Here is a 17,904-nt window from a genome sequence, read left to right as displayed (position 1 = left end):
GAAGCAATATCGAAAAAGGACAGTCGATAGTAAAAAATATTTTAACGGGGCCGCAGCCGCCAGCCCGCTGCCGTGCGTTCCGCGCGGATGGCCAGCACATCGGCCAGGGTATAGAGCGAGCGTTCCGCCGCATCGATCTGGTAAGTGCCGGAAACACGGCGGCTGGCCAGCGCCGGCGCCACCTCGACCGCCTGCCCAGAATACAGGGCGAACTGAGCGGCAAATTCTGGCAGGGGCGTATCGAGCGCCATCAGCAGGCCACGGGTCCAGGCATCGTCGGCGACCGGCGACAGCTGCACCCGGCCGCAGCCGGTGCTGGCAAAGCGCACGCGCTGTCCGGCCTGCACCGTCACCACCGGTCCGCCGGGCGTTTGCACCTGGGCCGCATGCTGCTGCACCGTCAGCATGGTGTGCGCGGCAAACTGGCTGATGGTCAAACGCGTGCCCAGCGGCCGCACCACGCCATCGCGCGAGACGATGCGTAGCGGACGTTGCTGTGCATCGCTGCCGGTGGTGAGCTGCAGCACGCCCTGGGCCAGGTAGATATCGCGGCGGTGCGCATCATAGTCCAGACCCACGCGCGTGTTGGAGCCGAGCCAGGCACGGCCGCCGTCCGGCAGGGTTACCAGGCGGCGCTCGCCGCGCGCGCTGGCCAGCCAGCGGATCGGCGCGCGCTCGGGTGCGGCCGGCAGCAAGGCCCAGCCCATGCCGGTGGTAAAGGCCACGCCGATGCAAGCCATCAGCTGGCGCCGCGATTTCCGTTCGGGTTTGCTTTTGCGGGATTCGCGCACAGGCGTGCGCAGAATATGGGCCGCCTGCAACGGCGCGCCGGCCAGCAGGCTTTGCAGACGCTCGACTTTTGCCCATGCCTGCTGGTGCGCCGGCGCCGCGTCATGCCACTGCTGCCAGCGGCGCAGCGCTTCGGCGCCGCCCTCCTCCGCCAGCGAAACAAACCATTCCGCCGCCGCTTCCAGGTGCAGGTCTTCGACGTCCGTAGTGCTTAAAGACATTGCAGACATTGCAAGACGGCCTTTCGCATATATTGTTTGACACTGCTGACAGACACGTCGAGCTCCTGCGCAATTGTCGCATAGTCGAGGCCGTCGATCTGCGCCAGCAAGAAGGCCTGCCGTACTTTCGGCCCCAGCCCGGCCAGCATGCGGTCTATCGTCAGCAGCGTTTCCAGCAGGATGGCGCGCTCCTCGGGCGAAGGCTGCAGCGCTTCCGGCATGTGCGCCAGTTCCGCCAGGTAAGCCTGTTCCAGGTCGCTGCGGCGGAAGTGGTCGACCATCAGGCCGCGCGCGATGGTGGCCAGGTAGGATTTCGGCTGCACGATCTCGGCGGCGCTGGTGCCGGACTGCAAGATGCGTACGAAAGTGTCCTGCACGAAGTCGGCGGCGCGATGCGAGCAATGCCCGAGCCGCGCCCGCAGCCAGCTGTTCAGCCAGCCGCGATGCTCACGATACAGACTCTCAACACTGACCTCCACCCGGCACCCCCCATCATTAAATGAGAACCATTATCATTTAAAAGTGGAATTGTCACAAGCATTCCTTTACTATTTGTTACTGGCAGATCACGAAATGCAACAGCAATTCCTTGATCCAAGGCAAGGCATTTGCGCCGCCACCGGCCTACAATCGCCGGCTTTGCCTATCCCTGCCATGCGCCACGCTCCCGAATTACTCCTGCCTGCCGGCTCGCTGGCCAAGATGCACGCCGCCTTCGACTATGGCGCCGACGCCGTCTACGCGGGGCAGCCGCGCTACAGCCTGCGCGTGCGCAATAACGACTTTTCCACCTTGCAGGCGCTGCAGGAAGGCATCGAAGGCGCGCATGCGCGCGGCAAGCAGTTCTTTGTCGCCAGCAATATCTTCGCCCACAATGCCAAGCTGAAAACTTATTTGCGCGACATGGAACCGGTGATCGCCATGCGCCCCGATGCGCTGATCATGGCCGACCCCGGTCTGATCATGATGGTGCGCGACAAGTGGCCGGACGTGCCCGTACACCTGTCGGTGCAGGCGAATGCCGTCAACTGGGCCGACGTGAAATTCTGGCACCGCATGGGCCTGACGCGCGTGATTTTGTCGCGCGAACTGTCGCTCGACGAGATCGAGGAAATCCGCCAGCGCTGCCCGGAAATGGAACTGGAAGTATTCGTGCATGGCGCGCTGTGCATCGCGTATTCGGGCCGCTGCCTGCTATCCGGCTACTTCAACCACCGCGACCCGAACCAGGGCACGTGCACCAATTCCTGCCGCTGGGACTACAAAGTGAAAAACGCGAACGAGGACGCCAGCGGCGACCTGGGCGCGATGCAGGTGATCCCTCTGAAATTCGAGCAGGCATTGGAACAGGCCAATTCCTTCTCGGCCCTGCACCAACAGCCGCGCCATCCGCTGGCCGACCAGCCCTATCTGATCGAGGAAGCGCAGCGCCCGGGCCAGCTGATGCCGATCCTGGAAGACGAGCACGGCACCTACATCATGAACTCGAAGGATTTGCGCGCCGTCGAGCATATCGAGCGCCTGGTCAAGATCGGCGTGCACTCGCTGAAAGTGGAAGGCCGCACCAAGTCGCTGTACTACGCGGCGCGCACGGCGCAAGTGTATCGCCAGGCGATCGACGATGCCGTCGCCGGCAGGCCCTTCGACATCAGCCTGCTGGGCCAGCTGCAGGGCCTGGCCAACCGCGGCTATACCGACGGTTTCTACCAGCGCCACCATACGCAGACCCACCAGAACTATATGCGCGGCGCGTCCGAGGCGGACCGCAGCCAGTACGTGGGCGACGTGCTGAGCGTGGAAAACGGCTGGGCCAGGATCGACGTGAAAAACCGCTTTGCCGTCGGCGACCGCATCGAAGTGATGCACCCGGCCGGCAACCGCGATATCGCCATCACGCGCATGCTCAATGACGCCGGCGACGAGATTGCCGTGGCGCCGGGCAGCGGGCACTTCGTGCGGATTGAACTCGATGGGGCAATGGACAAGGCACTGCTGGCCCGCTATCTGTAAGAAAAACGTTCAGCCGGGGTGGCCGACAAAGTTCACCCGCACGCGCTGGGCTCTTCTGCTCATGCCGCTGTATTGCACCTGCAGCGCTTCGCGCCACAGCCCCCGCACCTCGTCTTCCTTGTGCCACAACGGCGCGGGCATGCCCAGGTTAAGGTCAAACGTGGTGATGTAACCGTCCTCATCCTTGGAAGTCTTGTAATGCGCGCAGGCTGAATAGATGTGGCCGTCCCACCGCAGATCGTAGAACGTCGGCGGTTCGTCTCGTTCCGGCGCCAGGCTCCCCTTCCCGCCCAGGCACGCCAGCACGGCACCGCGCTCATCATCCACGGCAAAGCAGTGGCTGAAAGACAAGACATGGCCGACTGTGCGGGGAAACAGCTTTCTTGCTTCCTCCCCGGACAACTCCACATAGCGAAATACCACGGCGCCTCCTGCAAATATACGGAACGACGAGCTTATCATTTGCATGCAACACACAGCGCCGGCCTGCCTGCCGGGCGCGCAAAGCCGTGCGCATGTGTTTGATTTTACAAAACAAACATTCGGCGATGGCGGCCAAATAATTTGTTTGGCCACCAACATTGCTATAGGATACGACCACGCCACGCCCGGGGCCGCTATCCGCATCCCGGCCGCCACTGACACGTCCACCGGAATCACCGATGCCACCTGCCACACAAGCCCTGATCACCAATGACGCCGTTGTCCTCGGCCTGCTCGCCATGACCCTGGGGGCCGTCTTCTGGTCCGCCTCGCGTACGACCGGCTTCTGGAAAAAATTCTATGCCTATATCCCGTCGCTGCTGATGTGCTATCTGATACCGGCGCTGCTCAACACCTTCGGCATTATCGACGGCAACGCCTCGGGCCTGTATGCCGTGGCGCGCGACTACCTGCTGCCCAGCGCGCTGGTACTGCTGTGCGTGGCCATCGATTTCGGCGGCATCATCCGCCTCGGCCCCAAGGCCATCATCATGTTCCTGACCGGTACGCTCGGGGTGATGCTCGGTGCCCTGGTATCGTTCGAAGCCATGCGCCTGATCCATCCGGAAACAGTGGCCGGCGACACCTGGCGCGGCATGACCACCGTGGCCGGTTCGTGGATAGGCGGCGGCGCCAACCAGGCGGCGATGAAGGAAGTGTTTGAAGTCGATGCCACCCTGTTCGGCCAGTTCGTCGCCGTCGATGTGCTGGTGGCCAATGTCTGGACCGCCGTGCTGCTGTTCCTGGCAGGGCGGGCCGGCGCCTTCGACCGCTGGACGGGCGCCGACTTGTCCGCCATCAATGCGCTCAAGGACAGCATCGAAAGCTACCGTGCCCAGCATGCGCGCATCGCCACTCTGACCGACGTGATGATGATACTCGGCGTGGGCCTGGGCGTGACGGGGCTGTCGCACTTCCTTGCCGGCCCCACTATCGCCTGGATCAATACCCTGCCGGCCGAATGGCGCTTGCAGGACTACAGCCTGACCTCGAATTTCTTCTGGATCGTCGTCTTCGCCACCACCTTCGGCCTGCTGCTGAGCTTTACCCGGGCGCGCAGCCTGGAGGGCGCCGGCGCCTCGACCATCGGCTCGGCCATGCTGTACGTGCTGGTGGCCACCATCGGCATGCATATGGACTTGGGTGCCCTGCTCGACAAGCCGTTTTTGTTCCTGCTGGGCCTGATCTGGATCGCGGTCCATGGCGGCCTGATGCTGCTGGTCGCCAAGCTGATCCGCGCCCCGCTGTTCTTCATGGCGGTCGGCTCGCAAGCCAATATCGGCGGCGCCGCCTCGGCGCCCGTGATCGCCAGCGCCTTCCACCCGGCGCTGGCGCCGGTGGGCGTGCTGCTGGCCGTGCTCGGCTACGCGCTGGGTACTTACGGCGCCTATATTACCGGACTGATATTGCGCGGCATGGCGGGGTAAGAGTTTCCACCTGGCGCAGTCCGCAGGTAGCCCTCGCGGCTGCCTGTGATCCTTCGCAATGTTTTGACCTTACAAACCAGCAACAATCATCAAACGCGCTGACCTCCACGCGCACCTGGCTTTTTCCCCACTAGACAGCGAACAGCGGAGACGGTGACATGAAATCGCTCTTCTTCCTTGCTCTCCCGCTTGTTCTCGGCGTCGGCATGGCGCAATCCACGCAACAGTGGCTGTTTTCTTACCAGCCGGTCCAAGGACACTATGTGATCTACGGTGGCGGTTTGGGCGACCCGCTACCACCGAGCAGCAAGGACAAGCGCATCGCGTTCCGGATCGACGGCAAAGCGGCAAAGCAACTGTTCGATGCGATGGGTCCGGACTTGCGCAATACCTGCGGTGTGGAGGGTGAAAACCGTTTGCGCCAACGGGCGCACGTGAGCTGTTCCTATCATCCTCGGGATGGCCATCATTGCGACTTCGGTTTCGATCTGCTGAGCGGGCACAGCATCGGCGGCTCCACATGCTGAAACGCGCCAGCCTGCTTTTTGCCGCTGCGCTATGCCTGTTGCTGGCACACCAAGCCCGCGCGGTCTGGGAGTATGTCCAAAGGGATTTTTCAGCTTCCTACGCCATTTATGGCGCTTATCTCGATGACCCCGTGCCTCCCGTTGCCGGCGATACCAAGGTCGCCTTTCGTTTGAGGGGCACAGCCGCAAAGGACATGTTCGAGGCCATCGGTCCCGATTTGCCCGATGGCTGTCCCGACCCACAAATCCGCCTGCGCAACCGCGACATGCTGCTGTGCCGCCATCGCGCCCAGGATGGCTATCGCTGCGAGTTCGGTTTCGATCTGTCGACAGGACTCAGTATCGGTGGCTCGGTCAGCGGCGAAATATGCAAACCGTAAGCATTTTTCACATCTTGGCGGCCTGAAAAAACGCTCCAAAACGTAGCAGAATCCCCTCCAAACAAAATTTCCACACCATTTTCGTGCAAAATCTGCGAAGATAGTTGCCCAAATAACTGTTTACCTCCATGGAATTCTGATGAAATACGCATCTGCTCACGAGTATGTCCAGCATGTCGCCGCACGCAATCCAGGTCAACCCGAGTTTCTGCAAGCCGTCACGGAAGTGATGGAAAGCTTGTGGCCGTTCTTGGAGCAGCACCCGAAATACGCGGAGCAAGGCTTGCTGGAACGCTTGATCGAGCCGGAACGCGTGGTGATGTTTCGCGTATCGTGGGTCGACGACCATGGCCAGGTGCAGGTCAACCGCGGCTATCGCATCCAGCACAGCATGGCCATCGGGCCGTACAAGGGCGGCATCCGTTTCCACCCGTCCGTCAATCTGTCGGTGCTGAAATTTTTGGCATTCGAGCAGACCTTCAAGAATGCGCTGACGACCTTGCCGATGGGTGGCGGCAAGGGTGGGGCCGATTTCGATCCCAAGGGCAAGAGCTCGGGCGAGGTGATGCGCTTCTGCCAGGCGTTTGTCAGCGAACTGTTCCGCCATGTGGGCGCGGACACGGACGTGCCGGCCGGCGATATCGGCGTTGGCGGGCGCGAGATCGGCTATATGGCCGGCATGATGAAAAAGCTCAGCAACCGCGCCGACTGCGTGTTTACGGGCAAGGGCGCCAGCTATGGCGGCTCGCTGATGCGCCCGGAAGCGACCGGCTATGGCACCGTCTATTTTGCACAGGAAATGCTGACAACCCGCGGCACCTCGTTCGAAGGCAAGCGCGTGAGCATCTCCGGCTCGGGCAATGTGGCGCAATATGCGGTGGAAAAAGCGCTGGCGATGGGCGCGAAAGTCGTCACGGTGTCCGATTCGAGCGGCACCATCATCGATGAAGACGGTTTTACCACCGACAAGCTGGCGATCCTGATGGAGATCAAGAACCATCTGTACGGCAGGGTCAGCGATTACGCCGAACGCACGGGCGTGCGCTTCGAAGCGGGCGTGTCGCCATGGCATGTGCCGGTCGATATCGCCCTGCCCTGCGCCACGCAGAACGAGCTGACGCTGGACGACGCGCGCACCCTGATCGCCAATGGCGTGCAGTGCGTGGCAGAAGGCGCCAATATGCCGACCACCATCGAAGCGGCCAAGGCCTTCGAGGCGGCCGGCGTGCTGTACGCCCCGGGCAAGGCCAGCAATGCGGGCGGGGTGGCGACATCCGGCCTGGAAATGAGCCAGAACGCGGCGCGCCTGTCGTGGCCGCGCGAGGAAGTCGATGCGCGCCTGCTGCAGATCATGCAGGGCATCCATGCCGCGTGCAAGCGCTACGGCACGCGCGCCGACGGCACGGTCAGTTATGTCGATGGCGCCAATATCGCCGGCTTTGTGAAAGTGGCCGACGCGATGCTGGCGCAGGGGGTGATTTAAGCCGTCGCCGAGGTCAACAATGTTGTCGGATTACGCGCTGCGCGCTAATCCGACCTACGGCTGTCAACGCATTTCCGGCTTCATCAGACTCTTGCGGCTGATCGTCCTGCCCGAGACCATGAACTCGCCATTGCCCCGGTAATGCAGGGTTTCGGGCAGCTTGGGCGAGGTGGCCACATGGGCTTTCACGCATTCGAAAATGAAGAAGCCGCCCTTGGGGTTGCCCGCCACCTGCGCCAGTTTGCATTCGAAGTTGGCGTAGCATTCGGCGATCAGGGGCGCCCCCACTTTCTCGGCTGGCTGCGCCGTCAGGCCGAAGGTGGTGAATTTATCGGTGTCTTCGCCGCTGCAGTTGCCGATCGCCACCACCTGGTCGACCATGTCCGAGGTCGGCAGGTTGATCACGCATTCCATGCTGCGCTTGATCATTTCGTAGCTGTGGTTGGCGTCGGAAATAAAGCAACCCAATAGCGAGGGCGTGAACTCCATCAGCATGTGCCAGCCCATGGTCATGATGTCGCTTTCGCCCTTCCAGGTGGAGCTGACCAGCACCACCGGTCCCGGTTCGAGAAAACGGCGGATATCGGCGACGGGATAATCTTCTTTGTGATAATTTTTCATGGCAGCTCCTGGACTCGTCAACCTCCAGCATAGCCCAACAGTACCGTGCCGGGCGCGCAGCTGAAGCCGCAATCGTTGACGTTCATCGCAAATTTTCCCATTTGCTCAAATTGCAACTTAGAATAGACGGATCAACCTTACAAGGAAATCGCCATGCGCCACCTGCTCCTGTTCGCCGCCCTCGTTGCCAGCCCATTGGTCCATGCCGACGAGCAGACCCGCCCGGTCACTGCCTTCAACGCCATCGATATCCGCGGCCCGATCAGCATCGAAGTGGAATCGGGCAAGGAGCATAGCCTGGTGCTGCGCGGCGACCAGAAATTCCTCGGCGGCGTGATCACGGAAGTGGTCAATGGCGAACTGAAGATTTCCATGAAGGACAAGACCATCAAGAAGGTAGAAGGCGATCCGCGCGTGATCGTTACCATGCCGCAGTTGCGCAAGCTGATCGCCGATGGCGCCGGTGAAAAAATCCTCACCAAGCTGAACGGCCCACGCGTCGATATCAGCTACCAGGGCGCCGGACGCCTGCTGGCTGACGGCAAGATCGACTGGCTGCGCCTGAAAGCCCAGGGCGTGGGCGAAGTCGATACGCAAGCCTTGCTGGCAAAAAACGTCGACGTCAATTTCGACGGCATCGGCTCGGTCAAAGTGTATTCCTCGGGCGAACTGAACGCCGTGGTGCGCGGCATGGGCGAATTGGTGTATTACGGCAAGCCGAAGATCGTGCACAAGTCGGTGGCCGGCATTGGCAGCGTCAGCGCGGCCAAATAAGCCCATCCATCAGTGGAGACTTCTATGCATACCTCAAGCGATACGGCGGCGCCACTGGTACTGCGCGAAAACACCGGCGGCCTGGCCACCCTGCGCCTGAACCGTCCGCTGCAATTCAATGCTTTGTCGGAAGCGATGCTGGCGGCGCTGCAGGCCGAACTCGACATCATCGCCGGTCAGCCCGAAGTACGCTGCGTGGTGCTGGCGGCCGAAGGCAAGGCGTTTTGCGCCGGCCACGACTTGCGCGAAATGCAGGCCACGCGCAACCTTGCCTATTACAAGACGCTGTTTGCACAGTGCTCGCGCGTGATGCGGTGGATACAGGAATTGCCGGTGCCGGTGATTGCGCGCGTACATGGCATCGCCACGGCGGCCGGTTGCCAGCTGGTGGCCAGCTGCGACCTGGCGGTGGCCGGTGCGTCGGCCCGGTTTGCCGTGTCCGGCATTAACGTGGGCCTGTTCTGCGCCACGCCGTCGGTGGCCTTGTCGAGGAATGTATCGACCAAGCGCGCCTTCGAGATGCTGATGACGGGCCGCTTTATCGATGCCGGCACGGCCGCCGACTGGGGCCTGATCAACGCGGCCGTGGCCGACGAAGCGCTGGACGACGAGGTGGCGCGGCTGGCGCAAAGCATCATGGACAAGAGCCCGGCGGCAGTGCGCCACGGCAAGGCGATGTTCTACCGCCAGCGGCAAATGGCGCTGGCCGAGGCGTATGCGTATGCGGGCGAAGTGATGGCGAAAAACATGATGGAGGAAGACGCCAGCGAAGGCGTTGCCGCCTTCCTGGAAAAACGCTCGCCGAACTGGCGAGCGTGAGTTCAAGACTGGCGGTTTTCCTTCATCTGCTGCTGTGCCGATGCGCTGAGTTTGTTCAGATCGTCCTGGCCCAGCAGCGGCAGTTGCGACAGCAGGTGCGACAGGGTCGAGCTGCCCACCGTGTCGAGTTCCGATGACTGCACCAGCACCGTGCCGGCGCCCGTGAAGTCGATCTGCTTTTCTTCACCCGACAGGGTAAAGCCCGTCAGCGCGCCGGCCGCCGAAGCCCAACCCTGCACGTGGGCGTAATCGTAGTGATACGAGGGGCTGGGGCAATCGGCCCAACCCAGCACGGCCTGCTCGTCGACCCTGCACGGCAGCTCCAGGAAGTGCACCGGGCCGTTCGACGAGGCGATCACCTTGCCGGTGCCGATCATGGTCAGGTAGCCTGGCAAGGTCGATTCCTGGCAGACCACGTCCTTGGTAAAACCCAGCAGGTTTTTCGCGCGGATGGTCATGTTGGCGTTGTCGAGGTCGTAACAGGCCAGGTCGTTGCCGTTGTCGCCCAAAATCAGCTGGCCCTGGCCGTTGGCAACCACGAAATGGTGCACATACTTGGGCGCATTGAAGGCCGTGCGCACGATCAGGTCGAGCACGCTGCTGCCCATGGCTTCGAAGCGCAGCTCGCCATAAAAGGCGATCATCTTGCCCTTGCGAATGAAGATCTGTTCCTTGACGTCGATCACGTACGAGAAGCGGTTCAGGTTATCGTTTTTGGGCAAGGTGGAGGGATTGTAGATCGTCATGGCTTACCTTTCGCTCGCTTGGATATAGACCGTTCCCTGGCCCGTGAATTTCACCTGGTACGATTCGCCCGAGGCCTGGCCGACAAAGGTTTTCCAGTTCAGGTCGGTGACGATATTGGAACTGAGCTGGCCCGTGTGGCCGATATAGGCTTGCGGGTCGACGAATACCGGCACGTCGTGCGTGACCGGCAGGCCGATGGTATTGCCGTCGGACAAAATCGCCACTTCTCCCGTGCCCTGCAAGGTGGTGGTAAACAAGCCCTGGCCCGATACCGCGCCGCGTACCACGCCCTGGATGCCGCCCTGGTTGCCGAGGAACATGGTGCCGGCCGTCAGGCGGGCGTCGAAGGCCAGCAGGGTGTCGCTTTCGACGTATAACGTTTCGCCGCGCACCGGGATGATGGTGACGAACAGGCCGGCATGCGCGTAGTACACGCTGCCGCTGCCCTTGGCCGCCATCATGGCGTAGCCTTCGTTGGTGACGGCGCGCATGGCCAGGCTTTGTACGCCCTGGCCCGCCAGGAAGGAGCGGCTGAACTGCACCTCGCCCTGGTAGGACACCATGGCGCCCTTGCGCGCGAATACTTCTTCGTTGCTGAGTTTGACCTCGAGCATTTTTTCATTGATCTGCTGATAAACCGGCATCGCGTGGCTCCTGGCTGCTTAACGTTCGGCGGGCTGGATATACACCACGCCCTGGCCGGTGAATTTGTGCTGGTAGGACTCGCCCGAGCTTTGTCCTATCATCGTGCGCCAGTTGACGTCGAACACGAATTCCTGGCGGATATCGCCCTTGAAGCCGACAAAGGCGTCCGGGTCCACGCGCAAGGGTGTCGATGGGGTCACTTCCAGCATGATCAGATTGCCCTGCGAAATGACGGCGATATTGCCGCTGCCTTCCACCGTGGTGGAAAACAGGCCCTGGCCAGAGCTGGCGCCGCGCAAGCCGGCAAAGCTGGTGCCGGTCTTCAGGCTGGTGTCGTAGGCCAGCAGGCTGCTGCTTTCGATGGTCAGCTTTTCGCCGGCCAGCGCCAGCACGGTGATCTCGAACGCATTGTGCGCAAAGAACACGGTGCCATTGCCCGAGGCCTGCATCAGCTGCATGCCCTCGTTCGTCACCTTGCGCTTGAGCGCGCCAAAGATGCCTTCGCCACCGAGCAGGGATTTTTCAAACTTGATGCTGCCCGTGTAGGCGACCATGGCGCCGGCGATCGCCAGCACTTTTTCGTCCTGCAAGCGCACTTCGAGCAGGCGGTCGGTATTGTTGCGGAAACTGGTCACTCGCGATCCTCCTGAAATGCCAGGCAACACAGCCATGGCTGAACGACAAGATACCGGCGGACATGCTTGCGTGCAAGCGCTATTCCTATCGAACGGCGCCTGCCTGCGGCGTTCAACGCTGCAGCGGCAAATGGCTGTGCTTGAGCTGGCGCAGCACAAAGCTCGATTTGCTGTGGCGAATGCCGGGGATTTTATACAGCCGCTCGCGCAGCAGCCGCTCGTAGTCGCGCGTGTCGCTGACCGCGATGCGCAGATAATAATCATAGTCGCCCGACACCAGAAACGCTTCCAGCACTTCCGGTATCAGCGCCAGCGCATGGCCGAATTCGAACAGCGCCTGGTCGGAATGGTCGTCCAGCGTGACCTGCACGATCACGGTATCGGCCAGCCCCACTTTGGCCGCATTGACCTGCACCGTATAGCCTTCGATCACGCCGTCTTCCTCCATGCGCTTGATGCGGGCCCAGCAGGGAGAGGAGGTCAGGCCGACCTGGCTGCTCAGTTCCTGCAGGCTGATGCGGGCGTCCTGCTGCAGCGCGGCCAGGATGGCGAGGTCGAATTTATCGAGTTTCATTCCGCACTTTCTGTATTTGGCAGCAAATTTTGCTGAACATCGTATTTTAATCGAGAAAAGCAGCAACCTTTTCTGCATCTGCCCGCAGAAAATAAGGCATGCAAACACTTCACTCTCCCCCTCCCGCCAGCAATGGCGCCAGTGTGCTGATCGACACCCTGCTGGCGCTCGGCGTCGACACCGTCTTCGGCTATCCGGGCGGCGCCGTGCTGCCGCTGTATGACGCCCTGCACGCCCAGCCGCGCCTGCGCCATGTGCTGGTGCGCCACGAACAGGCGGCCGTGCACGCGGCCGAAGGCTATGCGCGCAGCACCGGCCGGCCCGGCGTGGTGTTCGTCACTTCCGGCCCCGGCATGAGCAACACCACCACCGGCCTGCTCGACGCGCTATGCGATTCGATTCCCATCATCTGCATCAGCGGCCAGGTGGCGACCACGGCGATCGGCACCAACGCCTTCCAGGAATGCGATGCGCTCGGCATTTCCCGCCCCGTCACCAAATGGAACCGGCAGATCCGTACTCCAGAAGAAACGGCGGCGGTGGTGCAGGAAGCCTATCTGCAGGCCACGCAGGGCCGGCCCGGTCCCGTATTGATCGATTTCCCCAAGGATCTGCAACTGGCAGCCACGCCCCCGCCCGTATTTATGCCGGCCGCCAGGCCCCCACTGCGCTTGCCCGAGCTGGCCGATCTGGAACAGGCGGCCGGCCTGATCGCCGGCGCACGCCAGCCCGTGTTTTACGGTGGTGGCGGCCTGATCAATTCCGGCGACGCCGCCTGCGCGCATTTCACGGACCTGGTCGAGCTGACCGGCGCACCGTGTACCTTGACCCTGCTGGGCCTGGGCGCCTGTCCAGCCTCCAGTCCGCAATTTCTCGGCATGCTGGGCATGCATGGGACTTTGGAAGCGAACCTGGCCATGCACCATGCGGACCTGGTGGTGTGCGTGGGCGCCCGCTTCGACGACCGGGTCACGGGCAAGCTGGACGCCTTCTGCCCCGGCGCCAAGGTCATCCATGTCGATATCGACCCTGCGTCCATCGACAAGGTGGTGCGCGCCGACGTGGCCCTGCGCGGCGATTGCGCGCCGGTGCTGGCGGCCTTGCTGGAACGACTGCGCGGACGCGCCCTGCCCGATCTGGCGCCATGGTGGCAACGCATCGGCCATTGGCGCGACGAACACTGCCTGACGTTCGACGACACGCCGAACGTCATCGCGCCGCAGGCGCTGATGCAGAGGCTGCAGGCGGCGCTGGCGGGACAGGACGCCATTGTCTCGACCGATGTCGGCCAGCATCAGATGTGGGCGGCGCAACACTTGCGCTTCGAGCAGCCGGGCCGCTGGCTGACCTCGGGCGGCGCCGGCACCATGGGTTATGGCTTGCCGGCCGCCATCGGCGCCCAAGTCGCCCACCCTGGCAAGCGCGTGGTGTGCGTCAGCGGCGACGCCTCGATCCTGATGAATATCCAGGAACTGGCCACCGCCGTGCAGCACCGCCTGCCCGTCAAGGTGGTGCTGTCGAACAATGGCTACATGGGCATGGTGCGGCAATGGCAGGAGCTGATCCACGGCGGGCGCTACAGCCACAGCTATACCGAGGCGCTGCCCGATTTCGTGGCCCTGGCGCGCGCGTTTGGCTGGCAGGCCCGGACGGTGGAAAAGCGTGAAGAACTAGATGCGGCGCTGGCCGAATGCATGGCTTCCAGCGGCCCGTATTTCCTCGATGTGCGCGTGCATGGCGAAGAGAACTGCTTTCCCATGATGGCGCCGGGCGCGGGCCATCATCAAATCACCTTGGCGAAAGGGGTGCTCTACGCCCACACCCGATAAATCCAGTAGCTTTCATCGTTTCTGCTGGCCTGCGCCAGCTCGGTCGGGCTCAATCCCGTAATCTCCCGCGTCTCGCGGCAGAAATGCGCCTGGTCGGCATAGCCGCCCTGGGCCGCCAGATCGGACCACGACACCTTGCCCTGCAACATGGCGTCGCGCTCGTCGAGAAACAGCTGCTCGGCGCGGCGCATGCGGCGCAGGGTACGCATGGGCTGGCCGGCCCAGGTCTTGATGCGGCGCTCGATATTGCGCGCGCCGCTGGCCAGTCCGCTGGACGCCGCCTGCACGCCCAGGCGCCGCACCCAGTCGTGGATGGCGCTGGCCGGATGATCGTCCTGCTGGCGCGCCAGCTGCCAGCGCGGCGCAAGAAAAGTCTCCACCAGGGCCACGCGCGCCTCATCGTCAGGCGCGGCCAGCACCGCCTGCGACAACGATTGCCAGTCGGCATCGAACAGTTCGTCAAACGGGCGAAACTGGTCCAGCATCGGCCCCATCGCCACGCCCGTCAAGGCATGCAGCGCGGCCGGATAAAACATCACGATAAACGAGTGCACCGGTCCCGGGTTATAGCTGACCAGCGGATAGGACCGCGGGCCACCGAACAGCGCCGCCGGCATGCGCACGTCAGGCAGCATCAAACCCGGCGCGGCCGCTTCCAGCTCGCCCGACACCGTCCAGCTGATGCTGCACATCGGTGCGGCCGGAAAACGGTTCAGGCGCTGCGCCGGCAGCAGCGGCGCGCAAGCCGTGGTGTCGCGCACGAGAAAGGCGCGCACGCAGGAAGCGAGCGCCAGGCGCGGCGCGATCAGGCGCGTGACAGGCAGGGAGGTGGTAACCATGACAACGATTGTAGCGAGAAACGTCGGCGAACGGGCGATGTCGTATACGTTCAAGACTTGCCGATTCAAGCGCGCTACAGTCAGGCCATTGTTCGCCGTTCACCGGAGTTTGCCATGCCGCCACTCGACCTCGCCATCCCACCTGCCGCGCCCGCCGTTCCGCGCACGCTGCGCCAGATCCGCCACTTGCCAGGCCCATACGCCCTGCCCTTCTTCGGCAACAGTTTCCAATTGAAACTGCCACGCATCCACCGCGATGTGGAAGGCTGGGTACGCCGCTACGGCCCCTATATGCGCGCCTGGTTTGGCCGTACCCTGGTGCTGGTGGTGGCCGACAGCGAGGCCGTCTCCGCCATCCTGCGTGACCGGCCCGACGGCTTTCGCCGCCCGCTATCGAGCTACATCGTGTCCGAGGAAATGGGCGGCATCCCGGGCCTGTTCCTGGCCGAAGGCAGCGCCTGGCGCAACCAGCGCCGCATGGTGATGGCCGGCATGGCGCCCGGTGCCATCAAGGCGTATTTCCCGTCGCTGGTGACGGTGGCGCAGCGCCTGCAGCGGCGCTGGCACGGCGCCGCCAGCCGGGGCGAAGCGATCCATCTCGATGGCGACCTGAAGCGCTATACGGTAGACATCATCGCCGGGCTGGCGTTCGGCACCGAGGTCAATACGCTGGAAGCGGGCGAGGACGTGATCCAGCGCCATATGGATGCGATCCTGCCCGCCGTGGCGCGGCGCAGCCTGTCGATGCTGCCCTACTGGCGCTATTTCAAATTGCCCGCCGACAAGCGACTGGACCGCGACGTGGCGGCGCTGGACCGGGCCGTGACCGATCTGGTGGAACAGGCGCGGGCGCGCATGGCCCAGGACCCGGCACGCCGCGTGCGTCCGCCCAATCTGCTCGAAGCGATGATCGCCGCCGCCGACGAGCAGGACAGCGGCTTGGACGACCGCGCCGTGGCAGGCAATGTGCTGACCATGCTGCTGGCCGGCGAAGACACGACGGCCAACACGATCTCGTGGATGATTTATTTGCTGCGTTGCAACCCGTCTGCCCTGGCGCGGGCGCGCGAGGAAGTGCGCAGCGTGGCGCCCGACGTGGCCGGCTTTACCATCGAGCAGATGGACCGCCTGGACTATCTGGGCGCCTGCGCCAGCGAAGCGATGCGTTTGAAGCCGGTGGCGCCGTTTTTGCCGCTCGAAGCCTTGCGCGACACGGTGGTGGGCGACGTGGCCGTGCCGGCCGGCAGCCTGGTGTGGTGCGTGCTGCGCCACGATACGCTGTCCGACGCGCACTTTCCCGATGCCCAGGCATTCAGGCCCGAACGCTGGCTTGAAGAGGGCCAGCAGGAAGTCAACAACAAGCGCGCCGCCATGCCGTTTGGCTCGGGCCTGCGCACCTGCCCGGGCCGCTATCTGGCGCTGCTGGAAATCAAGATCGCCATGGCCATGCTGCTGGGCAGCTTCGATATCGCCGGCGTCGATACGCCGGACGGCGGCGAAGCGCAGGAGCTGATGGGTTTTGTGATGTCGCCGGTGGGCCTGTCGCTGCGGCTGGCCACGCCGCAGTGATACCATCGGCTTTTATGTCAACGTACCGCCATCATGAACGACAGCCTGATCGATATCCGTCTACGCCTGGCCGCCTTTGCGCAAGAGCGCGACTGGGACCAGTTCCATACGCCGAAAAACCTGGCCATGGCGCTGTCGGTGGAAGTGGCCGAGCTGGTGGAACACTACCAGTGGCTGCCGACCGGCGCGGACGAGGAACTCGACGAGGCGAAACGCACCGGCATCCGCCATGAACTGGCCGACGTGCTGATGTACCTGGTGCGCCTGGCCGACAAGAGCGGCGTCGACCTGCATGCGGCGGTGCTGGAAAAGATGGAACTGAACGCGCTGAAATACCCGGCCGGACAGGTGCGCGGCGACGCCCGCAAATATTCCGAGTACTGAGCCTACCCCCATCCGTGCGTGGCCGATACGCGAATCGGCGTAGCATCGGGCCATGCGTATTCCATTTATTCTCCTTTTTGCGGCCGTGTTGCCGTGTGGTGCTGCGCTGGCGCAAACGTCGCCCGTGCCGCAGGTAAAAGTTGACGCCACGCGCGACCCGGTCGACAAGTCCTACCGCAAGATGATGCAGGGCGTGGACCGCTTCGAACGCGACCATGGCCTGGCGCCGCAGGCCAGCCTGCGTTTTCGCTTGCTGCCGCGCCAGCCCGGCGTCGACATGCAAGGCGTGAAATTGCGCATCGCCGGCGACACTGTCAGCGTGCCGCTGCCCTTGCTTGAGGACAATAGCTTCGCCCCCGTGCGCAACGCGCAGGCCCTGCGCGAAGATGCCGTGCTGATCGCCAACCGCAAGGCCACCACCATGAGCTGGCGCGCCCAGGTCACCACGCCGGGCTTGCCACCGGGAACGCGGCGCCTGGGCGACCTGCGCCTGGAATGCCGCGCCGGCATGGATTCGGGCCTGATCTCGAACGACCCCGCCATTATTTCCTGGCTATCGAGCATGCTGTACAGCACCGACAAGGTCTGTTCCGAGCCGGACGGCAATTACCTGTTCTTTACCGACCGGCCCTTGCTGGGCGTCACCCTGGTGCACGGCGAGCGCCGCCTGGCCCTGCCCTTCAGGATGCTGTATGCGGGCGGCGAACAGACACCCGCCTCGCTGCCGTATTGCGATTGCCAGGTGTTGCTGGACCGCACCTATTACGCGCCACTATGGGACCAGGCCTGGCCCGACGATACCCTGCTGGAGTTCGATTACATGGATGAGGCGGCGCCATGAGGTGGCTGATATTTCCCCTGCTGCTGTCACTGGCCGCCTGCTCCGGCACGCGCGCCCTGCAAGCGAGCAAATCCGTGCCGCAAGCCACCCTGGAGCAGACAGTGCAGGTGGGCAGCAGCACCCGCGAACAGGTGCGCGCCGCGCTCGGCGAGAGCACCTCGATACGGTTTGATAGCGGCAATGAGGTGTGGATGTATACCTACCCCGCCGCCGCCGGAACGGGCGGCGAGTACCTGATCCTGTTCGGGCCGGACGGGGTGGTAAAAAAGGTGCGCCGCGGCGAGGTGTACCAGCTGAAGAAATAGCC

21 protein-coding genes are annotated in these 17,904 nt (G+C 63.2%); 12 read left to right on the top strand and 9 right to left on the bottom strand.

All coding sequences use genetic code 11. The features are described 5' to 3' along the window. Positions 1 to 41: 41 nt before the first annotated feature. Positions 42 to 1,010 carry a FecR domain-containing protein gene (locus Q8L25_RS04420; protein ID WP_308923728.1) on the bottom strand — a complete coding sequence of 323 codons (969 nt, stop codon included), beginning with the start codon at positions 1,008 to 1,010 and terminating at the stop codon, positions 42 to 44. Further along, positions 1,001 to 1,489: a sigma-70 family RNA polymerase sigma factor gene (locus Q8L25_RS04415; RefSeq protein ID WP_308923727.1), complete on the bottom strand. Its 489-nt coding sequence runs from the start codon at positions 1,487 to 1,489 to the stop codon at positions 1,001 to 1,003. Before Q8L25_RS04415 ends, Q8L25_RS04420 begins: the two co-directional genes overlap by 10 nt. Before the next feature lie 175 nt (positions 1,490 to 1,664). Between Q8L25_RS04415 and yegQ the strand changes: the two genes are divergently transcribed. Beyond that, complete coding sequence (gene yegQ / locus Q8L25_RS04410) at positions 1,665 to 3,020, top strand: tRNA 5-hydroxyuridine modification protein YegQ (protein ID WP_308923726.1); 1,356 nt, start codon at positions 1,665 to 1,667, stop codon at positions 3,018 to 3,020. A gap of 9 nt (positions 3,021 to 3,029) precedes the next feature. Here the strand turns inward: yegQ and Q8L25_RS04405 are convergent, their stop codons facing one another. Then, positions 3,030 to 3,443, bottom strand: coding sequence for a hypothetical protein (locus tag Q8L25_RS04405; RefSeq protein WP_308923725.1), 414 nt, complete (start codon positions 3,441 to 3,443; stop codon positions 3,030 to 3,032). Between the two features lie 239 nt (positions 3,444 to 3,682). On the opposite strand from Q8L25_RS04405, the gene Q8L25_RS04400 reads away from it, so the two are divergent. From Q8L25_RS04400 to gdhA, 4 genes are all read left to right on the top strand, one after another. Continuing rightward, positions 3,683 to 4,930 carry a DUF819 family protein gene (locus Q8L25_RS04400; RefSeq protein WP_308923724.1) on the top strand — a complete coding sequence of 416 codons (1,248 nt, stop codon included), beginning with the start codon at positions 3,683 to 3,685 and terminating at the stop codon, positions 4,928 to 4,930. A gap of 158 nt (positions 4,931 to 5,088) precedes the next feature. Then, positions 5,089 to 5,457: a hypothetical protein gene (locus Q8L25_RS04395; protein ID WP_308923723.1), complete on the top strand. Its 369-nt coding sequence runs from the start codon at positions 5,089 to 5,091 to the stop codon at positions 5,455 to 5,457. Then, entirely contained in the window at positions 5,451 to 5,837 is a 387-nt protein-coding gene (locus Q8L25_RS04390; RefSeq protein ID WP_308923722.1) for a hypothetical protein, read from the top strand. Before Q8L25_RS04395 ends, Q8L25_RS04390 begins: the two co-directional genes overlap by 7 nt. 139 nt (positions 5,838 to 5,976) lie before the next feature. Continuing rightward, a complete protein-coding gene (gdhA, locus tag Q8L25_RS04385; RefSeq protein ID WP_308923721.1) occupies positions 5,977 to 7,320 on the top strand; it encodes an NADP-specific glutamate dehydrogenase in 1,344 nt (447 codons plus the stop codon). A 63-nt stretch (positions 7,321 to 7,383) separates the two neighbouring features. On the opposite strand, the gene Q8L25_RS04380 is transcribed toward gdhA, so the two are convergent. Then, positions 7,384 to 7,941 (bottom strand): flavin reductase family protein, encoded by a 558-nt coding sequence (locus Q8L25_RS04380; RefSeq protein ID WP_308923720.1) that lies wholly within the window; start codon positions 7,939 to 7,941, stop codon positions 7,384 to 7,386. A gap of 153 nt (positions 7,942 to 8,094) precedes the next feature. On the opposite strand from Q8L25_RS04380, the gene Q8L25_RS04375 reads away from it, so the two are divergent. Together Q8L25_RS04375 and Q8L25_RS04370 are read left to right on the top strand one after the other, a co-directional pair. Further along, the gene (locus Q8L25_RS04375; RefSeq protein ID WP_308923719.1) at positions 8,095 to 8,715 is read left to right on the top strand and encodes a head GIN domain-containing protein; all 621 of its coding nucleotides are present in this window, start codon (positions 8,095 to 8,097) and stop codon (positions 8,713 to 8,715) included. A 24-nt stretch (positions 8,716 to 8,739) separates the two neighbouring features. Beyond that, the gene (locus tag Q8L25_RS04370) at positions 8,740 to 9,534 is read left to right on the top strand and encodes an enoyl-CoA hydratase (protein WP_308923718.1); all 795 of its coding nucleotides are present in this window, start codon (positions 8,740 to 8,742) and stop codon (positions 9,532 to 9,534) included. A gap of 2 nt (positions 9,535 to 9,536) precedes the next feature. Here Q8L25_RS04370 and Q8L25_RS04365 read toward each other — a convergent pair whose 3' ends face one another. The 4 genes from Q8L25_RS04365 to Q8L25_RS04350 form a co-directional block, all read right to left on the bottom strand. Further along, positions 9,537 to 10,280: an AIM24 family protein gene (locus Q8L25_RS04365; protein WP_308923717.1), complete on the bottom strand. Its 744-nt coding sequence runs from the start codon at positions 10,278 to 10,280 to the stop codon at positions 9,537 to 9,539. 3 nt (positions 10,281 to 10,283) lie between these two features. Beyond that, positions 10,284 to 10,925: an AIM24 family protein gene (locus tag Q8L25_RS04360; protein WP_308923716.1), complete on the bottom strand. Its 642-nt coding sequence runs from the start codon at positions 10,923 to 10,925 to the stop codon at positions 10,284 to 10,286. Positions 10,926 to 10,943: 18 nt separating this feature from the next. Next, the gene (locus Q8L25_RS04355; RefSeq protein ID WP_308923715.1) at positions 10,944 to 11,561 is read right to left on the bottom strand and encodes an AIM24 family protein; all 618 of its coding nucleotides are present in this window, start codon (positions 11,559 to 11,561) and stop codon (positions 10,944 to 10,946) included. A gap of 112 nt (positions 11,562 to 11,673) precedes the next feature. After that, positions 11,674 to 12,135, bottom strand: coding sequence for an Lrp/AsnC family transcriptional regulator (locus Q8L25_RS04350; RefSeq protein ID WP_065310010.1), 462 nt, complete (start codon positions 12,133 to 12,135; stop codon positions 11,674 to 11,676). Positions 12,136 to 12,233: 98 nt separating this feature from the next. On the opposite strand from Q8L25_RS04350, the gene ilvB reads away from it, so the two are divergent. Continuing rightward, positions 12,234 to 13,964, top strand: a complete 1,731-nt coding sequence (gene ilvB / locus Q8L25_RS04345; RefSeq protein WP_308923714.1) for a biosynthetic-type acetolactate synthase large subunit — start codon at positions 12,234 to 12,236, stop codon at positions 13,962 to 13,964. On the opposite strand, the gene Q8L25_RS04340 is transcribed toward ilvB, so the two are convergent. Next, positions 13,946 to 14,803, bottom strand: coding sequence for a helix-turn-helix domain-containing protein (locus tag Q8L25_RS04340; RefSeq protein ID WP_308923713.1), 858 nt, complete (start codon positions 14,801 to 14,803; stop codon positions 13,946 to 13,948). The two genes, ilvB and Q8L25_RS04340, sit on opposite strands and share 19 nt — an antisense overlap. A 114-nt stretch (positions 14,804 to 14,917) precedes the next feature. On the opposite strand from Q8L25_RS04340, the gene Q8L25_RS04335 reads away from it, so the two are divergent. The 4 genes from Q8L25_RS04335 to Q8L25_RS04320 are packed head-to-tail and all read left to right on the top strand — an operon-like array spanning position 14,918 to position 17,902. Continuing rightward, positions 14,918 to 16,372 (top strand): cytochrome P450, encoded by a 1,455-nt coding sequence (locus tag Q8L25_RS04335; RefSeq protein ID WP_308923712.1) that lies wholly within the window; start codon positions 14,918 to 14,920, stop codon positions 16,370 to 16,372. A 33-nt stretch (positions 16,373 to 16,405) separates the two neighbouring features. Continuing rightward, a complete protein-coding gene (locus tag Q8L25_RS04330) occupies positions 16,406 to 16,756 on the top strand; it encodes a nucleotide pyrophosphohydrolase (protein WP_308923711.1) in 351 nt (116 codons plus the stop codon). A 52-nt stretch (positions 16,757 to 16,808) separates the two neighbouring features. Then, a complete protein-coding gene (locus tag Q8L25_RS04325) occupies positions 16,809 to 17,597 on the top strand; it encodes a hypothetical protein (protein ID WP_308923710.1) in 789 nt (262 codons plus the stop codon). Further along, positions 17,594 to 17,902, top strand: coding sequence for an outer membrane protein assembly factor BamE (locus Q8L25_RS04320; RefSeq protein WP_308923709.1), 309 nt, complete (start codon positions 17,594 to 17,596; stop codon positions 17,900 to 17,902). The genes Q8L25_RS04325 and Q8L25_RS04320 overlap by 4 nt, the downstream gene beginning before the upstream one ends. The last annotated feature ends 2 nt before the right edge of the window (positions 17,903 to 17,904 follow it).

Source organism: Janthinobacterium sp. J1-1 (genome assembly GCF_030944405.1).
GTDB lineage: Bacteria > Pseudomonadota > Gammaproteobacteria > Burkholderiales > Burkholderiaceae_D > Janthinobacterium.
Note: the sequence above shows the minus strand (reverse complement) of the source record. Positions and strands in the feature narration are given on the sequence as shown.

Excerpts from the sequence above, each read along its gene's own strand:
- Q8L25_RS04420 (WP_308923728.1), bottom strand. The coding sequence starts at position 1,010 with ATGTCTTTAAGCACTACGGACGTCGAAGACCTGCACCTGGAAGCGGCG.
- yegQ (WP_308923726.1), top strand. The coding sequence starts at position 1,665 with ATGCGCCACGCTCCCGAATTACTCCTGCCTGCCGGCTCGCTGGCCAAG.
- Q8L25_RS04400 (WP_308923724.1), top strand. The coding sequence starts at position 3,683 with ATGCCACCTGCCACACAAGCCCTGATCACCAATGACGCCGTTGTCCTC.
- Q8L25_RS04395 (WP_308923723.1), top strand. The coding sequence starts at position 5,089 with ATGAAATCGCTCTTCTTCCTTGCTCTCCCGCTTGTTCTCGGCGTCGGC.
- Q8L25_RS04390 (WP_308923722.1), top strand. The coding sequence starts at position 5,451 with ATGCTGAAACGCGCCAGCCTGCTTTTTGCCGCTGCGCTATGCCTGTTG.
- gdhA (WP_308923721.1), top strand. The coding sequence starts at position 5,977 with ATGAAATACGCATCTGCTCACGAGTATGTCCAGCATGTCGCCGCACGC.
- Q8L25_RS04380 (WP_308923720.1), bottom strand. The coding sequence starts at position 7,941 with ATGAAAAATTATCACAAAGAAGATTATCCCGTCGCCGATATCCGCCGT.
- Q8L25_RS04375 (WP_308923719.1), top strand. The coding sequence starts at position 8,095 with ATGCGCCACCTGCTCCTGTTCGCCGCCCTCGTTGCCAGCCCATTGGTC.
- Q8L25_RS04370 (WP_308923718.1), top strand. The coding sequence starts at position 8,740 with ATGCATACCTCAAGCGATACGGCGGCGCCACTGGTACTGCGCGAAAAC.
- Q8L25_RS04365 (WP_308923717.1), bottom strand. The coding sequence starts at position 10,280 with ATGACGATCTACAATCCCTCCACCTTGCCCAAAAACGATAACCTGAAC.
- Q8L25_RS04360 (WP_308923716.1), bottom strand. The coding sequence starts at position 10,925 with ATGCCGGTTTATCAGCAGATCAATGAAAAAATGCTCGAGGTCAAACTC.
- Q8L25_RS04350 (WP_065310010.1), bottom strand. The coding sequence starts at position 12,135 with ATGAAACTCGATAAATTCGACCTCGCCATCCTGGCCGCGCTGCAGCAG.
- ilvB (WP_308923714.1), top strand. The coding sequence starts at position 12,234 with ATGCAAACACTTCACTCTCCCCCTCCCGCCAGCAATGGCGCCAGTGTG.
- Q8L25_RS04340 (WP_308923713.1), bottom strand. The coding sequence starts at position 14,803 with ATGGTTACCACCTCCCTGCCTGTCACGCGCCTGATCGCGCCGCGCCTG.
- Q8L25_RS04335 (WP_308923712.1), top strand. The coding sequence starts at position 14,918 with ATGCCGCCACTCGACCTCGCCATCCCACCTGCCGCGCCCGCCGTTCCG.
- Q8L25_RS04330 (WP_308923711.1), top strand. The coding sequence starts at position 16,406 with ATGAACGACAGCCTGATCGATATCCGTCTACGCCTGGCCGCCTTTGCG.
- Q8L25_RS04325 (WP_308923710.1), top strand. The coding sequence starts at position 16,809 with ATGCGTATTCCATTTATTCTCCTTTTTGCGGCCGTGTTGCCGTGTGGT.
- Q8L25_RS04320 (WP_308923709.1), top strand. The coding sequence starts at position 17,594 with ATGAGGTGGCTGATATTTCCCCTGCTGCTGTCACTGGCCGCCTGCTCC.